Source organism: Pseudomonas sp. GP01-A4 (assembly GCF_058780865.1).
In genome coordinates this window covers 31,504-52,123 of the sequence record NZ_JBYSWF010000017.1, presented here as the reverse complement: position 1 = coordinate 52,123, position 20,620 = coordinate 31,504, and the positions used below count along the sequence as shown (strand labels likewise).

Below are 20,620 nucleotides of genomic sequence, written 5' to 3'. Positions count from 1 at the left end.
TGGGGCGCACGGATCGAAGTCTGCGGGGAACGATCAGGCGTCAAACTCGTCAGTTCCTTACAGACCCTTCTGAAGGAGCCCGGTGTTTTGTTGAATTTAAAGACTGTGCTACTGCTCGGCACGCTGCTGTTCTGCGGCAGCGGTGCGCTGCAAGCGGCCACTGCCCCCGCGGCTCCTGCGCCTGCCGCCCCGGCCCAGCCGGAACTTTTGGTAGAAGGCGGCCTGCTCGGCGCCATCAGCTCCAGCATCGATGATGTGCAGGACAAACTCGACCTCAACCAGAACCTGGTCGACGCCTGGCGGCTGCGGGCCGACCGGGCGGCGGATGAGGTGGACAAGCTGGTCAACCAGCCGTCCGAACGTTCCTCGTGGAGCGTGGCCGGGGATTTCCTGTTGTTGTCCGGGGTGTGGATCGGCGCGTTCGCCGCGCTGACCCTGCTGGGGCGCTTTATCGTCAAGCGCCTGAGCCTGCAGCGGCATATCGCACCTCGCCAGCGCCTCCAGGCGTTGCTGGGTTACCTGATTCCCTACACGATACCGGCGCTTATCTGCCTGCCATTGACGCTCTACGTCAGCCACTTCCTGCCCACCTCGGTGGGCCGTGCGCTGGCGCTGTGTTTTGCCTACGCCACCAGCAGCGGCATTTTCTCCACCTCGATCCTGTTGTGCGTGATCGTCATGTTCAACGTCGGCCACAAGCGCCCGGCGGTGCAGATTATTCGGGACTACTGCCCCAAGCCGTTGTTCCTGATCGGCTTCCTTGCGGCCCTCAGCGATGCGCTGACCAGCCCACAGATCGCCCGTCAACTGGGGGGCAATATCACCGCCAGCGTTGCGATCTTCACCGGGCTGTTTGCCTCGGTGATTTTCGGCATGCTGGTGATTCGCCTGCGCCGTCCGGTGGCGCATTTGATCCGCAACCGGCCCCTGGCCCAGCGCCTGAAACACCCGGCGGTGCAGCAATCCCTGCGGGTGTTTTCCGGCCTGTGGTATTGGCCGATTCTATTGATGGTGCTGGTGTCGGCGATCAACCTGATCGGCGCCGGCGACGACAGCCAGAAAGCCCTGCGCTGCGCACTGTTCACCACGATCCTGCTGATCGGCACGGTGTTTCTCAGCACCGTGTTGCAGCACCTGTTCCAGTCCCGCAGCACGGTGGCGGTGCAGCGCAGCAGTGCCTACAAGGAACGTTTCCTCAGCCTGCTGCACGCGCTGTTGCGCATCGTGATGGCCATCGCCTTTATCGAAATCCTCGGGCGTATCTGGGGCGTTTCGCTGTTTGAGTTTGCCCAGCGCAACTCCGTGGGCCGGGCCATCAGCGACTCCCTGAGCAGCATCGGTTTGATCCTGCTGGTGACCTGGCTGTTCTGGGTGGTGCTCGACACGGCGATTCAGGAAGCATTGAAACCCCCGGTCAACAAACGCTCCAGCCGCCAGCCCAGCACGCGGGTGAAAACCATCCTGCCACTGCTGCGCAACGCAGTGAAAATCATCCTGGTGGTGATCTGCGCGATCACCACCATGGCCAACCTGGGGATCAACGTCGCACCGCTGCTGGCGGGTGCCGGGGTGGTGGGCCTGGCCATTGGTTTTGGCTCCCAGCAACTGGTGCAGGATGTAATCACCGGGCTGTTCATCATCATCGAAGACACCCTGTCGATTGGCGATTGGGTGGTGCTCGACTCCGGCCACGCCGGCACCGTGGAGGGCCTGACCATCCGCACCCTGCGCCTGCGGGACGGCAAGGGGTTTGTGCATTCGGTGCCGTTCGGGCAGATCAAGGCCGTCACCAACCAGTCGCGGCAATTCGCCTATGCGTTCTTCTCGGTGCAGTTCACCTACGACACCGATGTCGACAAGGCCGTGGAGCTGATTCGCGAGGCGGGACAGTCGATCCGCGACGACGTGTTCCTCAAGTACAACCTGCAAGGGCCGCTGGAGGTATTTGGCGTCGACAAGATGGACCTCAACGGCGTGGTGCTGACGGCGCAGTTCCGCACGGTGTCGGGCGGGCAATATGCGGTGAGCCGCGCGTTTAACCAGCGCTTGAAAAAGCTTGTGGATAACTGTGCCTTTGTTCATTTCGCGCAAACTTATCCACAGCAGGTGATGTTGCCGCAGCGGGTCGGGCAGCAGGTGGATGAGCCGGAGGAAGAAGTGCCTTCGTCGGTGGTGCTTACCGAGCAGCCAAGAACCCAATAGTTTTGTGTTGAGGCCGCCGGCCTCTTCGCGAGCAAGCCCGCTCCCACATTCGATACGGTTCCACCCTTGGAATGCGGTCAAATGTGGGAGCGGGCTTGCTCGCGAAGGCGTCATTACGGGCACTGAACAAGTCAGTGTCTGATCAGTTTTTCCCGCACCAACCCGGCCTCCTGCTGATCCAGCTCCAGCAATACCTGCTGCTTGCCGGCAATCTCCACCGCCGCCGGCAAACCATTCCGGTACACCAGCCGATTACCGCTCAACGCCGGCACCTTGCTACCCGGCAGCAGCGTACCGACCAGGTTCAGCGGATCCGCCCCACACACGGCAATCAAGCTGCCATCGTGAGGCCGCCGCCGAACTTCCCGCAGCAGCGGAATCGCTTCCGGCAACGCAAACTGTTCCCCCGCCAAACCACTCACAAACCGCCCGCCCCGAATCTCGCCCCGGGCCTCCAGCCGGTGGAACGTACGCAGCAATTCCCGCCAACTGGGCAGCCAGTCCGCCTCGCGCTCCAGCAGGCGCCAGAACACCACCCCGTAGCGGCGCAGCAAGGTCATCGCCACATGCTCCAGCGTCTCGGCCGAGTGAGCCCCCGGTCGTGTGCCGTCCGCCACCGGCGCCCGCCGTACCAGGGCCCAACGCCCGGCATCGTCCATCCCGCCGACAAACGCGCCACGCCCGCGCCGACTGCTGCGGGCCTGACGTTTGCTCGCCGGCGTGGTCAGGGCGCGCAGGCCGGCAAAACTGTCGGCGTTCGCCAGCCCCGCGCCCACCAGTTCCTGCAACGCGGTTTCCAGTTCGCTGCGCAGCAGATGGGCTTCGTGGATCAATTCATCGAAAAACAGCGCGCCGTTTTCCCGCAGCGCCTGATGGACTTTCTGTGCCTTGGGCGACAGCTCGGTACTGTCCGGCGCTTCGGTCAGTCCACTCCACAATGGCACCTGGCTGCGGGGCAACAGCACCACTGGCGTGCTGCGCAGGGCCGTCGCGCCGGCCTTGTTGCTCAGGCGTGTCCACACCACTTTGCCGCTGCGGCACAAATCGTCCAGCCAGTGGGGCGCGTAATCCTTGATTCGTGCGCTGAGCAAATCGCTGTCCCAGGCCGAAGTGGCTGCGGCGTACCCTTCCAGCTGCGCGACGATCTGCGGCAACACGGCGCTGCCCTGGCCGCGGGTACCGTTCGACAGGTGCTGCCAGTCGAACAGAAAACGCATGAAATCCTGCAACGCCACCGGCTCGATTTCCCGGCGCAGGCGCTTGACCGTGTAGCGGTGAATGCGCGCCAGCAGGTGACGTTCGCACCATTGTTCGGCGCTGGCGCCGGGGCTGAAACGGCCGCGCAGCACGTAGCCTTCGCTCTCCAGCCGCGCGAGTGCCTGTGATACGTCGGCCACCGGCAAGGCCAGGGGCGCGGCGATCTCGATCAGCGTCAATGGGCCGAAGCCGCTCAGGCGCGCCCGCAGCACTTCCACCAAGGCTTCATCGAAGGTCCAGGGCTCATCGAAACCGGGCAACAGCGGCAGGTCATTCGGGTAGATCGCCGCTAAACAGCTCAAGCGCTCCAGAGCGACCCAAACGGCCTGGTCGGTACCGCTCTGCAATCGGCTGGCGCGCCCACCGTCGGCCAGGGCTTGCAGCCATTCGGCCCACTGCGCCGTGACCTCCGATTCGGCAATGCACGCCAAACTCATCAGCGCTTCATGCATCTCGTCCAGGCCATTGGGCGCCGGCCAGGCTTCCTCGCACACACCGGCAATCGCTTCGGCATCCAGCGCACCAAGGTCATCGGTGCTTTGCGGGTCGCTCCAGCGCCGGTTGAGCACGGCCTGGGTGCGGCGCTCCTCCAGCGGAGCGTCGTCGAGAAAGGTGTAGGGGCGGGCGCTGAGAATCTCTGCTGCCAGTGGCGACGGCGCCGGCAGATCACGGCTGATCAGGCGGATTTCGCCGCGCTCCATGCGCCGCAACAGGGCCAGCCAGCCTTCGCTGTCCATGGCTTCGTGCAGGCAGTCGTCGAGGGTTTGCTCCACCAGCGGATGCTCGGGCACTTCGCGCTCGCCGGCGAGGTTTTCCAGGCAGGCGATCTGGTCGGGGAACACACTGGCGATCAGGTCTTCACTCTTCATGCGCTGGATCTGCGGCGCCACCTTGCGCCCACCGGTGTAGCGCGGCAATGCCAGGGCCACCCCGGCATTCCAGCGCCAGCGCACGCCGAACAGCGGTGCATCCAGTACCGCCTGGATCAGGATGTGCTCGGCCGTGTTGCTGTTCAGGTAGCGCCACACTTCGTCCAGCTCAAAGCTGTGACTGGTGGACAGCGACAACACGATCGCATCCTCGCTGGCGGCGGCTTGCAGTTCGAAGTTGAAGGTGCGGCAAAACCGCTTGCGCAGCGCCAGGCCCCAGGCGCGGTTGATGCGACTGCCGAACGGCGTGTGGATGATCAATTGGGTGCCGCCGGACTCGTCGAAAAACCGTTCCATGATCAACGTGTCCTGGGACGGCAGCGCGCTCAGCGCCAGCCGCGCCCGCGCCAGGTAATCCAGCAGTTGTTCGGCGCTGGCCAGGTTCAGGCCGAGGGTACCGGTGAGCCAATCGAGCGCCGGTTGCAGGTTACCCGGCGTGGCGCCCAGCAGCGCGTCGAGTTGCCCCTGAAAACGCGCCACGGCAAACGACAACTCGGCACTGCGCCCCGGTGCTTCGCCGAGCCAGAACGGAATGGTCGGCGGCTGGCCGTGGGCATCCTCGACCCGCACCTTGCCGGGCTCCACTCGCAGGATGCGGTAGGAGGTGTTGCCCAGCTGGAAGATATCCCCGGCGATGCTTTCCACCGCGAAGTCTTCGTTGACGCTGCCGATGTTCAGGCTTTGCGGCTCAAGCAGCACGCTGTAGTCGGCGTTGTCGGGGATGGTGCCGCCGCTGGTCACGGCGGTGAGCTTGGCGCCCCGCCGGCCACGCAGGGTGCGGGTGATGGCGTCGCGGTGCAGGTAGGCGCTGCGCAGGCCCTGGCGCCCGTTGTAGCCTTCGGCGAGCATTTGCAGCAGTGCCTGATAGTGACGCTCATCCAGCTCGGCGTAGGGCGAGGTGCGGCGGATCAGCGTGAGCAGGGCCTGTTCCTGCCATTCCTGGCAGCTGACTTCGGCGATGATCTGCTGGGCCAGCACATCCAGCGGCGCAACCGGAATCAGCAAGGTGTCCAGCTCGCCCCGGCGCACGCAGTCGAGCAGGGCGGCGCATTCGATCAGGTCGTCGCGGGTGGTGGCGAACAACCGGCCCTTGGGCGTGCCGCCGACCTGATGCCCGGAGCGTCCGACCCGTTGCAGAAAACCGTTGATCGAGCCGGGCGAGCCGATCTGGCACACCAGGTCGACATCGCCGATATCAATCCCCAGTTCCAGCGACGCAGTGGCGATCAACACCTGCAGCTCACCGGCCTTGAGCCGTTGTTCGGCGTCCAGGCGCATTTCCTTCGCGAGGCTGCCGTGGTGGGCGGCGACGGCGTTTTTGCCCAGGCGCTCGCTCAAGTGCCGGGCCAGGCGTTCGGCCAGGCGCCGGGTGTTGACGAAAATCAGCGTGGTGCGGTGTTGCCTGGCCAGTTCGGCGAGGCGGTCGTAGACCAGCTCCCACACGTCGTTGGCCATGACGGCCGACAGCGGCACCGGCGGCACTTCGATATCCAGGTCCCGTGGGCGTGCGTGGCCGATATCGACGATCTCGCAAGGCCGGCCGGTGCCCACCAGAAAGCGCGACACCGCCTCGATGGGCTTTTGCGTGGCGGACAGGCCGATGCGGGTCAGCGGTTCGCTGCACAAACCCTGCAGGCGCTCCAGTGTCAGGGCCATGTGGCTGCCGCGCTTGCTGGCGGCGATGGCGTGGATCTCATCGACGATCACCGTGCGGGTGCTGGCAAGCATCTGCCGGCCGGAATCCGAGCCGAGCAACACGTAGAGCGATTCCGGGGTGGTGACCAGGATGTGCGGCGGGTGCTTGCGCATCAGGGCGCGGTCTTTCTGCGGGGTGTCGCCGGTACGCACGGCGGTGCGGATCGCCAGCGGAGGCAGGTCGAGGCGCTGCAAGTGCTCGGTGATGCCGGCCAGCGGGGTTTGCAGGTTGATCTGGATGTCGTTGGACAAGGCTTTGAGTGGCGAGACGTAGACCACCAGCGTTTGGTCTGGCAGTTGGCCGCCATTGGCCAGGCCTTGATGCACGAGATCGTCCAGCACGGCGAGAAAAGCAGTCAGGGTCTTGCCGGAGCCGGTGGGCGCGGCGATCAGTGTGGAGCGGCGCTGGCGGATCAGCGGCCACGCCTGGGCCTGGGCGGCGGTCACCGACGGGAACGTGCTGCGGAACCAGGTGCTGACGGCGGGGTGGAAACCGTTCAAGACCGTGTCCGTTGATTCAGGAAGGTTCATCCCCAATTTATGCGGCCGGCCCCGGCAACTTGCAACCCCGGGATGCATTCCCTGTGGTGAGGGATCTTGTTGTGGCGAGGGAGCTTGCAGTGGCGAGGGAGCTTGCTCCCGCTGGAGTGCGCAGCGCTCCCGCTTTTTTGGGGCCGCTACGCAGCCCAGCGGGAGCAAGCTCCCTCGCCACAAGAAGCTCCCTGGCCACAGCAAGCTCGCTGACCACTGCAAGGCCCCTGGCCACTGCATGCTCCCTGGCCATAAAAAGGCTCTCTCTACCTAAAGCCCCCCCCGGCCGCAATCGGCGGCGCACTTTATAAGTGACGGTTGCGCTACAAACCCGCAAAATGCAACGATTCTGGCAAATGCCAACGGCATGGCTCACAAGCCTGTCGATAATAACCATCGTTCCAAACAGACCGGGCCTGCTCAATCTATGCGAATGCGCCTTATGTTACTGGGCGGCGGGAATGCCCTCGGGCAGGCGCTGATTCGCCTCGGTGCGGAGGAAGACATCGGTTTCCTCGCCCCGCGCCCGCCCCAAGACGGCTGGGATGCCGCGAGCCTCACGCAACTGCTCGACGACACCCGTCCCGATGCCTTGATCAATCTCGCCTATTACTTCGACTGGTTTCAGGCGGAGACGGTCAGCGAGACACGCCTGGCCGCCCAGGAATATGCGATTGAGCGCCTGGCTGAACTGTGCCAGCACCACAGCATCACCCTGCTGCAACCGTCCAGCTACCGGGTGTTCGACGGCTCCCGCGCCACCGCCTACAGCGAAAAAGACGAACCCGTGCCCTTGGGCCTGCGAGGCCAGGCGTTGTGGCGCATCGAGCAGAGCGTACGCGCCACCTGCCCGCAGCACGTGCTGTTGCGTTTCGGCTGGCTGCTGGATGACAGCGTCGATGGCACCCTCGGGCGCTTCCTGGCCCGTGCCGAAAAACCTGACGAACTGCTGATGGCCGACGACCGCCGGGGCAACCCGACGCCGGTGGACGATGCCGCGCGGGTGATCATTTCGGTGCTTAAGCAACTGGATTGCGCCGCGCCGTTGTGGGGCACTTATCACTATGCCGGCCACGAAGCGACTACCCCGCTGGCGCTGGGGCAGGCGATCCTGACCGAAGCGCGCAACTTCCACCCGCTGGCCGTGGAAGCGCCGACCGCCCAGGCCCACGCCGCCCGTCCGGATGCAGCCGACGAGCCGCAACACGCGGTGCTGGCCTGCAAGAAAATCCTCCACACCTTTGGCATCAAGCCACGGGCATGGCGGGCCGGGCTGCCGGCGTTGCTCGACCGGTTCTATCGACACGGTCAAACATAAAAAAGGCGCCTGAAACAGGCGCCTTTTTTTGTGGCGGTGCGCGGACGGTTAAAAGTGATATGTGTTGGCAAGTCGGATGCGCCACGGCATACGAAAAATTTGAAACCTTTGGTGCGCCCGGTCATCCATGCCAATAGGGATTGATTGTGCTTACGGCTCGTTCAGCAAAAGCAAAAGTCTGCATTCAGAAGAAGACTTCGCCCATCCAGCCATGGGCAGCCTAAAAGAGGAGCCCCACCCATCATGGCAACACATTCTCCGGTGAATGGTTCGCCGCCGCCTCACGATGATGTGTATGAGGAAGCGCACGACCTGCAGTTCGCTTTGAGTGCCTCCGGGCTTGGTATATGGCGCCTGGATTTGACGACGGGCGAGCTGAAGACCTCGGCCACTTGCCGCCTCAACTTCGGACTCGAACCTCACGTACCGTTCAGCTATGAACACATGCAGCGCTTGGTGCACGCCGAAGACAAGCGTCGAGTGGCCGAAGCGTGGGATCGCTCAATCGCTCAACGTGGCGACTACGACGTTCGCTACCGCGTCATCACGCCAATCGGTGAAACTCGCTGGCTGCATGTGTGCGCAAGACCCCGTTATGCCGATGATGGTCTACCCGTCACGATGACGGGAACCGTTCAGGATGTGAGCCAAGAGCAGTCACTTCAGTCGCAGAAGATGGACGCGCTGGGGCGGGTAACAGGCCGAGTGGCTCATGACTTTAATAATCTGCTGACGGTGATACGTTCTTCAGCGGATCTTTTGAAGCGTCCTTCCGTATCGGAAGAGCGGCGGCTGCGCCTGGTAGAAGCCATTTCCGAGGCGGTGGAGCGTGGTTCTCATTTCACCAGTCAATTGCTGTCCTTCGCTGGCAGGCAAGCCCTGCATCCCGCACCGCTGGACGTCAATTCAAGCACGTTGGCCATGGCCGATACGATTGCTGTGCGGGTTGGCACAGGCATCCACGTACGCATCGAGTCCGCAGAATTACCCTGCGTTGTTCACGTCGACCCAGGACAGTTTGAAGCGGCCATTCTCAATATGGTCATGAACGCCCGCGACGCCATGATGGATAAGGGGGAGCTGGTCATCCGTGTTGAGTCGATGGACCTTATCCCTGCGTCCGATGGCTATCCCCTTATCAAGGGGCGTTTTGTTGCCGTGTCCATCACAGACAATGGCTCGGGTATCGCTCCGTTCAGCCTCGATAGAATCTTTGAACCGTTTTTCTCCACCCAAGGCAAAGGCCAGAGAAGTGGGCTGGGGCTCAGTCAGGTATTGGGTTTTGCCAAACAGTCGGGGGGAGAGGTCAGGGTCGAGAGTCGTCTGGGGCAGGGAAGTACGTTCACGCTTTATTTGCCCCGCGCTTGAACGGGATGAGTGGATAGCCCGATTGCACAAATGGAGTTAGCATCGTAAACCTTCGGCTCAAGAGCCTGTTGTTCACATCAGGGTTGCATTGTGGAAAAGCTAAATCGCCTTCAAAGCGGAATAGAAGGGCTGGATGCTCTGCTCAAGGGCGGGCTAGTCGCAGGTGCCTCCTACATTATCCAGGGGCGCCCAGGATCGGGTAAAACCATCCTCGCCAATCAACTGGGATTCAATCATGCGCGCAACGGGGGCCGAGTACTGGTGGCCACGTTGCTGGCCGAGTCCCACGACCGTTTATTTCAGTTCCTCTCGACCCTGAACTTCTTTGATGTTTCCCGGGTGGGGGCCGAAATTCAGTTCGTCAGTGCATTTGACACCCTTGAGAACGACGGTCTCGATGAAGTGGTCAAGCTGCTTCGGCGTGAGATCAGTCGCCAGAAGGCCACCGTGTTAGTGGTCGACGGCTTGCTCAATGCACGCTCCAAGGCTGACTCGCCCATCGACACCAAGAAATTCATTTCCGAGCTGCAAGGGCACGCTGCGTTCGCCGGTTGTACGGTGCTGTTTCTCACCAGTTCCCGGTTGGACGACGGCAGTCCTGAGCACACCATGGTTGATGGTGTGATCGAGATGGGTGAAGAGCTTCACGGCAGCCGTTCAGTGCGCCGTATTCAATTGCGCAAGACTCGGGGCAGTGGTGCACTGACCGGATTGCACGAGTGTGAAATCACCGACGATGGCCTGGTGGTTTATCCGCGTCTGGAAAGCCTCTACAGCCATCCGTCTTTACCTGACAGTGCTGATCTGACGCGTATCACCAGCGGCATCGGTTCGCTGGACGCCATCATCGGCGGTGGCCTGCACAGTTCCTCCGTTACCCTCGTCATGGGGCCTTCCGGCGTCGGGAAAACCACATTGGGGCTCCGGTTCCTCGCTGAGTCGACAGTGGAAGCGCCGGGCCTGCATTTCGGTTTTTATGAAAGCCCGCAGCGGTTACGCCTCAAAGGCCAATCGCTGGGTATTGATATCAAGGGTATGGAAGAAATTGGTGCGCTGAGTCTTGCCTGGCAACCCACGACAGAAGGCCTGCTCGACGGTCTCGGCGCACGTCTGCTGAAAATAGTTGAGGAAAAGGGCATCAAGCGCCTGTTCATCGACAGCTTGAGCGGCATGACCCGAGTGTCGACAAACCCGGCACGTATCACTGATTTCTACAGCGCCCTGATGAGCGAGCTTCGTGCCCGTGGCGTAACGGTATTTGCCTCATGGGAGATGCGTGACGTTTTTGGTTCGGAGGTCAGTTCTCCGACTCCGGACCTGTCCAGTATTGTCGATAACCTGCTGCTGATGCGTTTCTTCGAGATTCAATCTGAACTAAGAAGAATGCTTTCGATTCTTAAGGTACGAGATAGCTTCTACGATCCTTCGCTTCTTGAAGTGGTAATCCATGAAAACGGCGTTGACCTGAAGAAGGCATCAAGAAATGCATTGGCTGTCCCTAATGATTCTTCGCTGCCGGGCTCAACGTCCTAAGTCTCTGATTCGGGTTGAATTGACATGACCACCATCCTGGTCGTCGACGACGAGTATTTGATCGCTGACATTCTCGGCTATGCGCTGGAGGATGAGGGGTACATGGTCGTAAAAGCGAGCAATGGCCAGAAAGCACTCGAGGTCCTGGAGCGCGAGCGGCCAGCGTTGATCATCACCGACTTCATGATGCCGGTCATGGATGGCCAGGAGTTTGCCGAAGCGGTTCGTGCTCTGCCGGCAGTCAAACACTTGCCCATCATTCTGATCAGCGGAGCCCAGGCACATATTGGTATGGAGCGGTCGGACTTGTTCAATGCGGTGTTGAAAAAGCCGTTCAACATTGACTTGGTCATAGCTGAAGTGCACCAGCTCCTGGCTGACGCCTGATTCGCAGCACACGGGCGTGTGCCTGGCCTCTGATTGGCGCTTGCCTCCAGGGGAAGCCTCACAAAAAAGGCCCTGTACAACAGGGCCTTGGGTAGAACCTAGAACTTGTAGCCAATACCGACCATGTACACCATCGGGTCAACATCCACATTGACCTTGGCCCGAGTGCCCTGGCCCAGGGCGTTGTTATCCACGGTGGCCTTGGTGCTGATGTCGATGTAGCGCGCCTGGGCGTTGATCATCCACTTGTCGTTGATCATGTAGTCCGCACCGATCTGCGCGGCCCAACCCCAGGAGTTTTCCGCCTTGAAGTTGCTGAAGCCGGCCTGCTCGGCGCGGCTGCCGACGTGCTCGTCGTAGATCCAGGTGTAGTTGATACCGGCGCCGATGTACGGTTGGAATACCGACTTGCTGTCCAGCGGGTAGTACACGACGCTCAGGGTCGGTGGCAGGTGCTTCAGCGTACCGAGCTTGCCGTTGGCAGCGCCCAGGGCGGTGTTCTTGATCTTCACATCATGTTCGAACGGCGTGGCCGCCAGCAGTTCGATACCCCAGTGGCTGGTGAACATGTAGGCGAAGTTCAAACCCAGTTGAGTGTCGCTGCTCATGGTCGCCTTGCCGCCCAGGTTGGTCCCGGCCAGCGGGCCCTGGTCAACCTTGACACTGCTGCTGTCCGCTTTCGGGTTGACGGTGATGGCACCGGCGCGAATCAGGATGTCACCCGCTTCGTGAGCGTGGGCAACAGGGGCGACGAGGGCGAGCGCGACAAGCGACGCGCCGAGCAGGGACTTGTTCATGGGAGCTCCAAAGGACGTTATTAATTGCTTGTGTCCAATGGTAAAGATCGTAACGTTCGAGCTTTTGACTCAGCTCAATGAAAGCGCAATCACGGGTTATTCCTGCAACTCGTACACATAGATCTTGTCGGCATCCATCTGGTAGCCGGCGTCGGCCAGTTCACTGCTGGACGGTTTGACCTGCATCTGGCCTTCGATCCAGTACGGTTGATACAACTCGTCGAGCTTCACGCCGACTTCGCTTTTCACATGCACGATCTGGTTCGACGGCGGTGGCGGTACATGGATGCACGCGCCGAAATACGGCACCAGCAGGAACTCCGTGGTGCGACCTTCTTCGCTGACTTCCAGCGGCACGATATAACCCGGCAGGCGGATGTGCTTGCCGTCCAGGCTTTGTACGACCGGCGCGTTGGGCAGGTCCTGCTTGGCGGCCGGCGCTGACTCCACCGACAACGCATCGGCCATGCCCGACAAGTCGTGCAGCGGTTTCATGTTGGGGATTTCCGGCGGCGCGTCCGGCGGGATCATCTCCTGCCACGACAGGTCCTTGGGCTGGTCTTCAGCCCACACGGGCAGGGCCACCAGCAGTAACAGTGCGAGCACGGCGCGACGCATCAACAGCTTCCTCATAAACGTATCGACAGGCCGTCGGCCAACGATTGCCGGTAGGCGCGCCAGGCTGGCACGCTGCCCATCAGCAGGGCTGCGACGAGAATACCGCCCAACAAAGTCCATTCATATTCGCTCGGCAACGACAGCGGCAGGTCCAGGCCGTAGTTGGCCTGCAAATACCCGCGCGACGCGGCGATGCACACATACAGCAGCCCGACGCCGGCGATCACGCCCGACAATGCCAGGGCGAAGGCTTCGAAGATCAGCAAGGTCGCAATGTGCCAGGGCCGTGCGCCCACCGAACGCAGGATTGCCATTTCCCGGCGGCGCTCGTTGAGGCTGGTGAGGATCGCGGTGAGCATACCGATCAAGCCGGTCAGCACCACGAACAGCGAGATCACGAACAGCGCTTTTTCAGCCGTGCCCATCATGCTCCACAGCTCTTGCAGCGCCACGCCCGGCAGGATCGCCAGCATCGGCTCGCCACGGAACTCGTTGATCTCCCGTTGCAGGGCGAAGGTGGAAATCTTGTTGTTCAAACCGAGCATGAACGCGGTGATGGCTTGTGGCGTCAGGTCCATGTTGCGGGCCTGATCGGCGCTGATCCGACCTTTGCCCTGGGCCGGTACGCCGTTGTGCCAGTCGATGTGAATCGCTTCCATGCCGCCGAGGCTGATATGCAGTGTGCGGTCCACCGGAGTGCCGGTGCGCTTGAGAATGCCGACCACGGTGAACGGCTTGTCATCGTGCTTGACCAGGCTGACCACCGCCACGCCGTGGGCCAGCACCAGCTTGTCGCCGAGCTTGTAATGCAGCGCGTCGGCCACTTCGGCGCCGAGCACCACTTCGAATGGATCGGTGGCGAAGGCGCGACCGCTGGCCAGTTCCAGGTTCTGCCGGCGGCCGTATTGATAGTGTTCGAAATAGGATTCGTTGGTGCCCATCACGCGGTAGCCACGGTGGGAGTCGCCGAGGGAAATCGGGATCGCCCATTTTACCTGCGGGTTGGCCGCGAAGTGTTCGTAGCTGTCCCAGCGAATGTTGTTGGTGGCGTTGCCGATGCGGAACACTGAATACAGCAGCAAATTCACCGAGCCGGAGCGCGCGCCGACGATCAGGTCGGTACCGCTGATGGTGCTGGCGAAGCTGGCGCGGGCTTCGGTGCGTACCCGTTCCACCGCCAGCAACAGGCACACCGACAGGGCGATGGCGAAGGCGGTGAGGATCGCGGTAAAGCGGCGGTTAGCCAGGCTGGCCATGGCTAGTCGAAACAAATACATCTCAAACCTCTGCGGGCGTGGCGGCGCGATTGAGTTCGGCCAGCGACAGGTTGCTGTCGAACAGCGGCGCCAGGCTCTGGTCATGGCTGACGAACAACAGGCTGGCGCCTGCTTCGCGGCATTCGGCGAACAGCAACTGAATGAAGGCTTCCCGGGCGTCGTAGTCCAGGGCCGAGGTCGGCTCGTCGGCGATCACCAGCTCCGGCTGGCCGATCAGCGCACGGGCAGCGGCCACCCGTTGTTGTTGGCCGATGGACAGGGAGTCGGCGCGGCGCTCCAGCAGGCTCTTGTCCTTCAGGCCCAGGTGGGCGAGCAAGGTCGCGGCAGCCTGGTCGACGCTGCCGTGACGCTGGATTGCCCGCTGTGCCCGTAACGTTGAAAAGTGGCAGGGCAACTCGACGTTCTCGCGCACCGAGAGAAACGGCAACAGGTTGAACTGCTGGAAGATGTAGCCGGTGTGGTCGACCCGGAAACGGTCGCGGGCGCCGGCCGAGAGTTCGGTCAGCTCCTGGCCCAGCAGGCGGATGCTGCCCCGGCTGGGCTTTTGCACACCGCCCAGCAGGCCGAGCAGGGTGGTCTTGCCACTGCCGCTGGGGCCCTTGAGGAACAGGGTTTCCCCCGGCTCCAGGCGGAACGTGGGGATGTCCAGCAACTGTGGGTGACCGGGCCAATTGAAGCCCAGGTCAGACAGTTCGATAAGTGCTTGGGTCATAGGGAGGTCAGTGGTCTGGCTCGATTTGGATGATGACACCGATCAACTGTAGGAGCTGGCTTGCCTGCGATGGCATCACCGCAGTGTTTCTGGAGCACCGCGGCGTCTGCATCGCAGGCAAGCCAGCTCCTACAGTGTGGTGTTTACATCAGAATTTCAGGGTGGCTGCTGTGGCCGTCGCTTCCACACCCTGCTGGCCGCTCGGGCCAATGAGTTGTACCTGAATTTTCTGGGTGGCGGGGAAGGTCTTGAACACCTGGGTCAGGTCGAGGTTGCTCAGGGCGGTCGGCGTGGCGCAAGTGAACTGGTAGTGAGCGTGGATTTCGCTGTGGTCGTGGTGATGTTCGTGGGCGGCGGCGCCTTTGCCATCGGTGGCGTGGTCGTCATCGTCTTCATCGTGGTCGGCTTCAGGCTTGTCGCCGAACAGCGGGCTGTTCAGTTCCTGGGTGCTGATCACGCAACCGGCGGCCTTGGGCAGGCTGAACAGCACCAAAGGTTGCTCCAGTTGCTTGCGGGCGGCGGCGACCTTGGCTTTGTCGGCAGGGGTGGTGGCGAGGTGTTCAAAACCCACCAGGTTCATCGCCGGGCTGTCCAGTTCCAGCTCCAGGGCCTGGCCGTCGAGCACCGCATTGAGGCGACCCACGCCGTGTTCGTGGGCACCGAGGCTGCCGTGCTCGTGATCATGGTCGTGCTCGTCGGCAGCCTGGGCGATGGCCAGTGGCAACAGGGCAAACGGCAAAGCGAGCAGCAAACGGCGCATGGTGGAGCTCCCGGACAAAGATGAAAGTTTTGTTATGTGATCTTATAACAATTTTGCGAGGAGTTTGACCGCCTGCTTGGCGTAGCGCAAGACGCGTGGGAGCATGCTCGTCAGAAAAGTGCGGGAGTAAGTGCGATGTTGAGAATTCGTGGAACCGTCGGTGACCTGCCGGTGGACTTGACCCTGGAGCTGGATGACGGCGACTGGGCCCGGCTGGGCGCGCAGTTGCAGGCCAGCAAAACCCCGAGTGTGGAACCGGTAGTGACGCCGGCGGCGGGTAACCTGGACGAGAGCCTGTGGCAGGCCGCCCAGGATTTACTGCGCAAGGCCGGGCAACTCAACGGCCTGGAATTGCTTGATCAGTTGGAAGGCCTGGCCGGCAGCGCCTCGGCGGGCAAGCGCCTGCTGGTGCGCCTGCGCCATAGCGCCAAGGTCAAGGTAGCCAGCGGCGGGGATACGCCGCTGTACAGTTGGATCGAGTAAGGCTTAATACAGCGCGGCGAACAGCTTGCGGCGGTACACCGTGACAAGCGGGTGATCGTTGCCGAGCAGTTCGAACACCTGCAGCAGCGTCTTGTGGGGCAGGCCTTCGCTGTAGCTGCGGTTGCGGATGAACAGCTTGAGCAAGCCATCCAGCGCGGCGTCGTATTGCTGGCGCGCCAGTTGTTGCACGGCCAGTTGGTACACCGCCTCGTCATCCTGCGGGTTTTGCGCCAGGCGGGCTTTCAGGTCTGCGGCGTCCGGCAGGTCGGCGGCCTGGCGCAGGAAAGTGATCTGCGCCTTGGCGCCGGCCAGTGCGGCCTTGTGATCATCGCTCTTGACGGCGTCGAGCACGGTTTGCGCTTCGCCCAGTTCACCGCGCTCGGCCAGGCAGCGTGCGTACAGGATCAGCGCGGCGGCGTTGGTGTTGTCTTCGCCAAGCAGGGTGACCAGCACGGCCTCGGCGTCGGTGATACGGCCTTCGGCAAACAGCGCCTGGGCCTGCTCCAGTGGATCGGCAGCCGCCGGTGGTGGCATCTGCACATGGGGCTCCAGCATCGCGCGCACGGCGGATTCAGGCTGCGCACCGGCAAACCCATCCACTGGCTGGCCATCCTTGAACAGCACCACGGTCGGCAGGCTGCGAATGCCAAAGCGCGAGACCACGTCCGGCTCGGCATCGCAATCGACCTTGGCCAGCAGCAACTCACCCTGATAACTCTCGGCAATCTGCGCGAGCATCGGCATCAACGCCTTGCACGGCGCGCACCACTCGGCCCAGAAATCCACCAGCACGGGCTTTTCGAAGGAGTTCTGGATCACCGCCTGATCGAAGGTGGCGGTGGTGGCATCGAAGATGTACGGCGTGGGCTCACTCATGGGGAATCTCGAAGAAAGCAGGAATGGGGCAACTATAAAGACTGGAGGAGGCGACCGGAAGCTATGCCGCGATTAAGCGCGTACAGGATGCCAGAAAGGGTCCTGGTACCAGTCTTGAGGAAAACCCATCGCTTTGAGTGGGACAGGTCGCCGAGTGTGAGTTCTTCCAGCATTGCCCAGCCGGGCATGAGTGGTGGTTGGTCGTAGGTGGTGGGGTAGTGTCGGGCGTAACTCTCTTTTGCTCTCTGGCGTTTGAGATGGGCTTTGCGACCGCTTTCGGCTTGCAACCGATCTATTCGCAGGCATTCGCGCTCATAGTCTCGGATAGCGGCACATTGCTTGGACTGCAATGTTGCGAGTAGGCGTTGGTGGTCAAATGCCTGTTGAAACATTCCGATATCGGTATACCAATGGCTGCCATAGTTGGGCCCCATATGGTTACTGATCATCGAGCGGGTCGCTATTTCCACGCGTTCAATGGCATCCATGCTCAACAATCGAAGCCTGCGGTCAAAGTCGTAGAGTCGAGTTAACTGACGAAAACCTGTGCCATCGCGAAATCGATGATCGACATCCCCCGATTGCTGAAAAGGGCGCATGTAGGGGCTCAATCGGAAAAAACTGACGGACTGCAAGAAACACTGCGCACGAGCTTCATCTTGAATGAGCAAGCCACGTTGTTTGAGCAGTTCTATCTGGGAGGGGACATCAATGGCAGGTTTGTCGAACGTTCTCATGCCCAAAAAACGCCAGGCATAAAAAACCCGCACAATTTGTGCTTAGTCACTTGCGCGACCAGAGGCATGGCGGGTGTATTGCGGCAAAGATTAGGCAGTAGCGGTAACGTTTGCAAGCTTTTTGAGCAAGAGGCGACGGATGCAAATCGGGGGTTTGGCATACCGTTTGGTCGTCCAGGTAGCGTGCGAGAGGCGGCCATTTTCCACGCTACGCTGAAGACTGTCTTAGCCCATCTGTTACTGGAGATTTGCGGGTTTGATAGGCGCGACTATCGCTGCGAATGGTACAGGCTCACCTTGCGAAACTCCCACGGCTCGGCCAGGTCGGGCAGTGTCAGGGCGTCGAGGATACCCAGGCGCTGATAATCCGGGTGCTGGAAGTCCCGAACCCGGGAATCGGCGACCAGCGCTTCGCGGCCGCGTGTCAGGAATTGATCCAGCAGCGGCAGGTTCGCCCGGTCGTACAGCACATCGGCGACCAGGATCAGGTCAAACCGGTCGGCTTCGGTGAAGAAGTCTTCTGAATAGCCCAGTGTTACGCCGTTGAGTTCGGCATTCGCCCGGCAGGCAGCCAGGGCCAGCGGATCCAGGTCGCACGCCACCACTTCCAGCGCTCCGGCCTTTACCGCGGCAATCCCGGCAACACCCGAACCTGCGCCGAAATCCAGCACCCGCTTACCCGCGACCCACTCGGGGTTGGCCGCCAGGTATCGCGCCAGCGCCAGGCCACTGGCCCAGCAAAAGCTCCAGTACGGCGGCTCATGCAGGATGCGCCGGGTTTCTTCGGGGCTGAAGGCGCGGTCCATGTTGTCGGCGTCCAGTAACCACAGCGACAACTCGGTGCCCGGCAGCGGGCAGGGCACCAGTTGGGCGTCGCCGATCAGTTCGCTCAGTGCGCGTTGCAGGTCCAGCGGTGGCGTCATGGTGCGGGAACGAGTTGCAGCGGCCCGGTGGTCTGGGTGATCGCCTGGGTGATGCGCACCGGCGGCAGGTGCAGGATCAACTGGCCGGACTGGCTGGCGCGACCACGCAATTCAACGCGCCCGCCCGCCGGGAACGCTTGCGGGTTGAAGCGCAGGCGGAAGGCCAGGGGCTTGTTGTTGCCGATCAGCACGCTGCTTGCCAGCAGTTGTTGCGGGCGCGAACGGTCGTCGATCACCAGCAGCGCCAGTTCGACTTCCGCACCCGCCGGTATACCGTTCAATTGGCCGCTGACTTCACGCTGGTAGGCGGGCAACGGGCCGAGATCTTCTTCCACACCCGGCAGTTTTTTCTCTTGTTGCGGTGCCGGAGCCGGCGCCGCAGGTTTTGGGGCATGGCTGCTGCAGGCGACCAGAAAACCGAGCAACGTGAGCAAAACAAGTGGTCGTAACTGCATGTACGGCTCCAGAAAGGACAAAATCCGTGGCTTAAAAAATATGAAACATAATAGTCAGCCTATATACCGTAAAGGCTATGGCTTGTCTTGCCACAGGGATGCGCTACCATGGCCCTCCCATTTTTTGTTGCCTGCCACCATGCACTGTCCCTTCTGCGGTGCCAACGACACCAAGGTCATTGACTCGCGTCTGGTCGCCGAGGGCGAACAGGTGCGTCGCCGGCGTGAATGCCTGGCCTCTGGCTGCGGTGAACGTTTCACCACCTTCGAAACCGCCGAACTGGTATTGCCACGTCTGATCAAGACCGACGGCAGTCGCCAGCCTTTCGACGAAGAAAAACTGCGCGCCGGAATGCAGCGCGCCCTGGAAAAACGCCCGGTGAGTGTCGAGCGGCTGGAAGCGGCGCTGGTGCACATCAAGCACAAGCTGCGCGCCACCGGCGAGCGCGAAGTCAAATCCCTGGTGGTTGGAGAACTGGTGATGGGCGAGCTGCAAAAGCTCGACGAAGTCGCCTATATCCGTTTCGCCTCGGTGTATCGACGCTTCCAGGACCTCAACGAGTTCCGCGAAGAGATCGACCGCCTGGCCCGTGAGCCGGTAAAAGAATGAACCCACCTTCGGCAGAACAAGCGGTACTCGACGCCCATTACATGGCCCGTGCCCTGGAACTGGCGCGCAAGGGCCTGTACACCACCCACCCCAACCCCCGGGTTGGCTGCGTGATCGTGCGTGACGGGCAGGTTGTCGGCGAAGGCTGGCACGTGCGCACCGGCGAACCTCATGCGGAAGTCCATGCCCTGCGGGCAGCGGGCGACAAAGCCCGGGGCGCCACGGCCTACGTGACCCTTGAACCGTGCAGCCACCACGGGCACACACCGCCCTGCGCCGATGCCTTGGTGAATGCCGGCCTGGCCCGTGTGGTGGCAGCGATGCAGGACCCGAATCCGGAAGTCGCCGGGCGTGGCATGCGCCGCCTGGCCCAGGCCGGGATCGAGACCCACAGCGGCTTGCTGGAAAACGAAGCGCGGGCGCTTAACCCGGGCTTTCTCAAGCGCATGGAGCATGGCCTGCCGTTTGTGCGGGTCAAGTTGGCCATGAGCCTGGACGGTCGCACCGCGATGGCGAACGGCGAAAGCCAATGGATCACCGGCCCGGCCGCCCGTGCCGCTGTGCAGCGCCTGCGTGCCCAGGCCAGTGTGGTGCTGACCGGCGCCGACACGGTGCTGGCCGATGGTGCTCGCCTGACCGTGCGCGCCGCCGAACTGGGCCTGGATGAAGAAACCACCGCCCTGGCGATGTCCCGTCCGCCGCTGCGTGTGCTGATCGACGGCCGCCTGCGGGTGCCGCTGAATGCGCCGTTCTTCAAGGCTGGCCCCGCGCTGGTCATCACCTGCGTGACGCCGGACAACCAGTACCCCACAGGCCCCGAGTGCCTGGTGGTGCCGGGTGTCGACGGCCAGGTCGACCTGCGTTCCGCGCTGGTGGCCCTGGCGGCCCGTGGTGTCAACGAAGTGTTGGTGGAAGCCGGCCCAAGCCTGGCGGGTGCCTTCGCCCAGCAAGGGCTGGTGGACGAGTACGTGATATTCGTCGCCGGCAAGTTTCTTGGCTCTGCCGCCCGGCCTTTGCTGGACTGGCCGCTTGAGAAACTGGCCGACGCCCCCCAACTCAAGATCACTGAAATGCGCGCTGTTGGCGATGACTGGAGAGTCACTGCCATCCCTCTGCCATCAGCGAGCGTATAATTCCCGGCCTGCGCCACGT

General features: G+C 62.1%; 18 protein-coding genes. 8 read left to right on the top strand and 10 right to left on the bottom strand.

All coding sequences use genetic code 11. The features are described 5' to 3' along the window. Positions 1–87: 87 nt before the first annotated feature. Positions 88–2,202 (top strand): mechanosensitive ion channel family protein, encoded by a 2,115-nt coding sequence (locus AC3WKX_RS12630; RefSeq protein ID WP_102369996.1) that lies wholly within the window; start codon positions 88–90, stop codon positions 2,200–2,202. Between the two features lie 131 nt (positions 2,203–2,333). Here AC3WKX_RS12630 and AC3WKX_RS12625 read toward each other — a convergent pair whose 3' ends face one another. Then, complete coding sequence (locus AC3WKX_RS12625) at positions 2,334–6,614, bottom strand: Lhr family helicase (protein WP_102605440.1); 4,281 nt, start codon at positions 6,612–6,614, stop codon at positions 2,334–2,336. Between the two features lie 427 nt (positions 6,615–7,041). Between AC3WKX_RS12625 and AC3WKX_RS12620 the strand changes: the two genes are divergently transcribed. The 4 genes from AC3WKX_RS12620 (at position 7,042) to AC3WKX_RS12605 (ending at position 11,220) form a co-directional block, all read left to right on the top strand. Continuing rightward, complete coding sequence (locus tag AC3WKX_RS12620) at positions 7,042–7,932, top strand: sugar nucleotide-binding protein (RefSeq protein WP_008436463.1); 891 nt, start codon at positions 7,042–7,044, stop codon at positions 7,930–7,932. A gap of 243 nt (positions 7,933–8,175) precedes the next feature. Next, complete coding sequence (locus AC3WKX_RS12615; protein ID WP_102605742.1) at positions 8,176–9,300, top strand: ATP-binding protein; 1,125 nt, start codon at positions 8,176–8,178, stop codon at positions 9,298–9,300. 90 nt (positions 9,301–9,390) lie between these two features. After that, positions 9,391–10,833 carry an ATPase domain-containing protein gene (locus AC3WKX_RS12610; RefSeq protein WP_102605741.1) on the top strand — a complete coding sequence of 481 codons (1,443 nt, stop codon included), beginning with the start codon at positions 9,391–9,393 and terminating at the stop codon, positions 10,831–10,833. A gap of 24 nt (positions 10,834–10,857) precedes the next feature. Continuing rightward, complete coding sequence (locus AC3WKX_RS12605; RefSeq protein WP_102605740.1) at positions 10,858–11,220, top strand: response regulator; 363 nt, start codon at positions 10,858–10,860, stop codon at positions 11,218–11,220. Positions 11,221–11,318: 98 nt separating this feature from the next. On the opposite strand, the gene AC3WKX_RS12600 is transcribed toward AC3WKX_RS12605, so the two are convergent. The 5 genes from AC3WKX_RS12600 to AC3WKX_RS12580 form a co-directional block, all read right to left on the bottom strand. Continuing rightward, the gene (locus AC3WKX_RS12600) at positions 11,319–12,017 is read right to left on the bottom strand and encodes an OmpW/AlkL family protein (protein WP_102369992.1); all 699 of its coding nucleotides are present in this window, start codon (positions 12,015–12,017) and stop codon (positions 11,319–11,321) included. Positions 12,018–12,113: 96 nt separating this feature from the next. Next, positions 12,114–12,635, bottom strand: coding sequence for a DUF3299 domain-containing protein (locus tag AC3WKX_RS12595; RefSeq protein ID WP_102369991.1), 522 nt, complete (start codon positions 12,633–12,635; stop codon positions 12,114–12,116). A gap of 11 nt (positions 12,636–12,646) precedes the next feature. Continuing rightward, on the bottom strand, positions 12,647–13,912 hold the full coding sequence (locus AC3WKX_RS12590) for an ABC transporter permease (RefSeq protein ID WP_003210004.1): 1,266 nt from the start codon (positions 13,910–13,912) through the stop codon (positions 12,647–12,649). 1 nt (position 13,913) lies between these two features. Further along, positions 13,914–14,624, bottom strand: a complete 711-nt coding sequence (locus AC3WKX_RS12585; RefSeq protein ID WP_003210001.1) for an ABC transporter ATP-binding protein — start codon at positions 14,622–14,624, stop codon at positions 13,914–13,916. A gap of 148 nt (positions 14,625–14,772) precedes the next feature. After that, positions 14,773–15,384: a DUF2796 domain-containing protein gene (locus tag AC3WKX_RS12580; protein WP_102369990.1), complete on the bottom strand. Its 612-nt coding sequence runs from the start codon at positions 15,382–15,384 to the stop codon at positions 14,773–14,775. A gap of 135 nt (positions 15,385–15,519) precedes the next feature. Here AC3WKX_RS12580 and AC3WKX_RS12575 point away from each other — a divergent pair, with 135 nt between their 5' ends. Then, the gene (locus AC3WKX_RS12575; RefSeq protein WP_008436481.1) at positions 15,520–15,867 is read left to right on the top strand and encodes a hypothetical protein; all 348 of its coding nucleotides are present in this window, start codon (positions 15,520–15,522) and stop codon (positions 15,865–15,867) included. 3 nt (positions 15,868–15,870) lie between these two features. Here AC3WKX_RS12575 and trxA read toward each other — a convergent pair whose 3' ends face one another. The 4 genes from trxA to AC3WKX_RS12555 all read right to left on the bottom strand — a co-directional run bounded on the left by trxA (position 15,871) and on the right by AC3WKX_RS12555 (position 18,858). Further along, complete coding sequence (trxA, locus tag AC3WKX_RS12570) at positions 15,871–16,743, bottom strand: thioredoxin (protein WP_003209995.1); 873 nt, start codon at positions 16,741–16,743, stop codon at positions 15,871–15,873. Between the two features lie 32 nt (positions 16,744–16,775). Next, positions 16,776–17,480 (bottom strand): Abi family protein, encoded by a 705-nt coding sequence (locus tag AC3WKX_RS12565; protein WP_173883019.1) that lies wholly within the window; start codon positions 17,478–17,480, stop codon positions 16,776–16,778. Between the two features lie 269 nt (positions 17,481–17,749). After that, on the bottom strand, positions 17,750–18,403 hold the full coding sequence (locus AC3WKX_RS12560; RefSeq protein ID WP_102605738.1) for a class I SAM-dependent methyltransferase: 654 nt from the start codon (positions 18,401–18,403) through the stop codon (positions 17,750–17,752). After that, a complete protein-coding gene (locus tag AC3WKX_RS12555; RefSeq protein WP_003209991.1) occupies positions 18,400–18,858 on the bottom strand; it encodes a YbaY family lipoprotein in 459 nt (152 codons plus the stop codon). Before AC3WKX_RS12555 ends, AC3WKX_RS12560 begins: the two co-directional genes overlap by 4 nt. A 139-nt stretch (positions 18,859–18,997) precedes the next feature. On the opposite strand from AC3WKX_RS12555, the gene nrdR reads away from it, so the two are divergent. Continuing rightward, positions 18,998–19,468, top strand: coding sequence for a transcriptional regulator NrdR (gene nrdR, locus AC3WKX_RS12550; RefSeq protein ID WP_003209990.1), 471 nt, complete (start codon positions 18,998–19,000; stop codon positions 19,466–19,468). Then, positions 19,465–20,601: a bifunctional diaminohydroxyphosphoribosylaminopyrimidine deaminase/5-amino-6-(5-phosphoribosylamino)uracil reductase RibD gene (gene ribD, locus AC3WKX_RS12545; protein ID WP_003209989.1), complete on the top strand. Its 1,137-nt coding sequence runs from the start codon at positions 19,465–19,467 to the stop codon at positions 20,599–20,601. Before nrdR ends, ribD begins: the two co-directional genes overlap by 4 nt. The last annotated feature ends 19 nt before the right edge of the window (positions 20,602–20,620 follow it).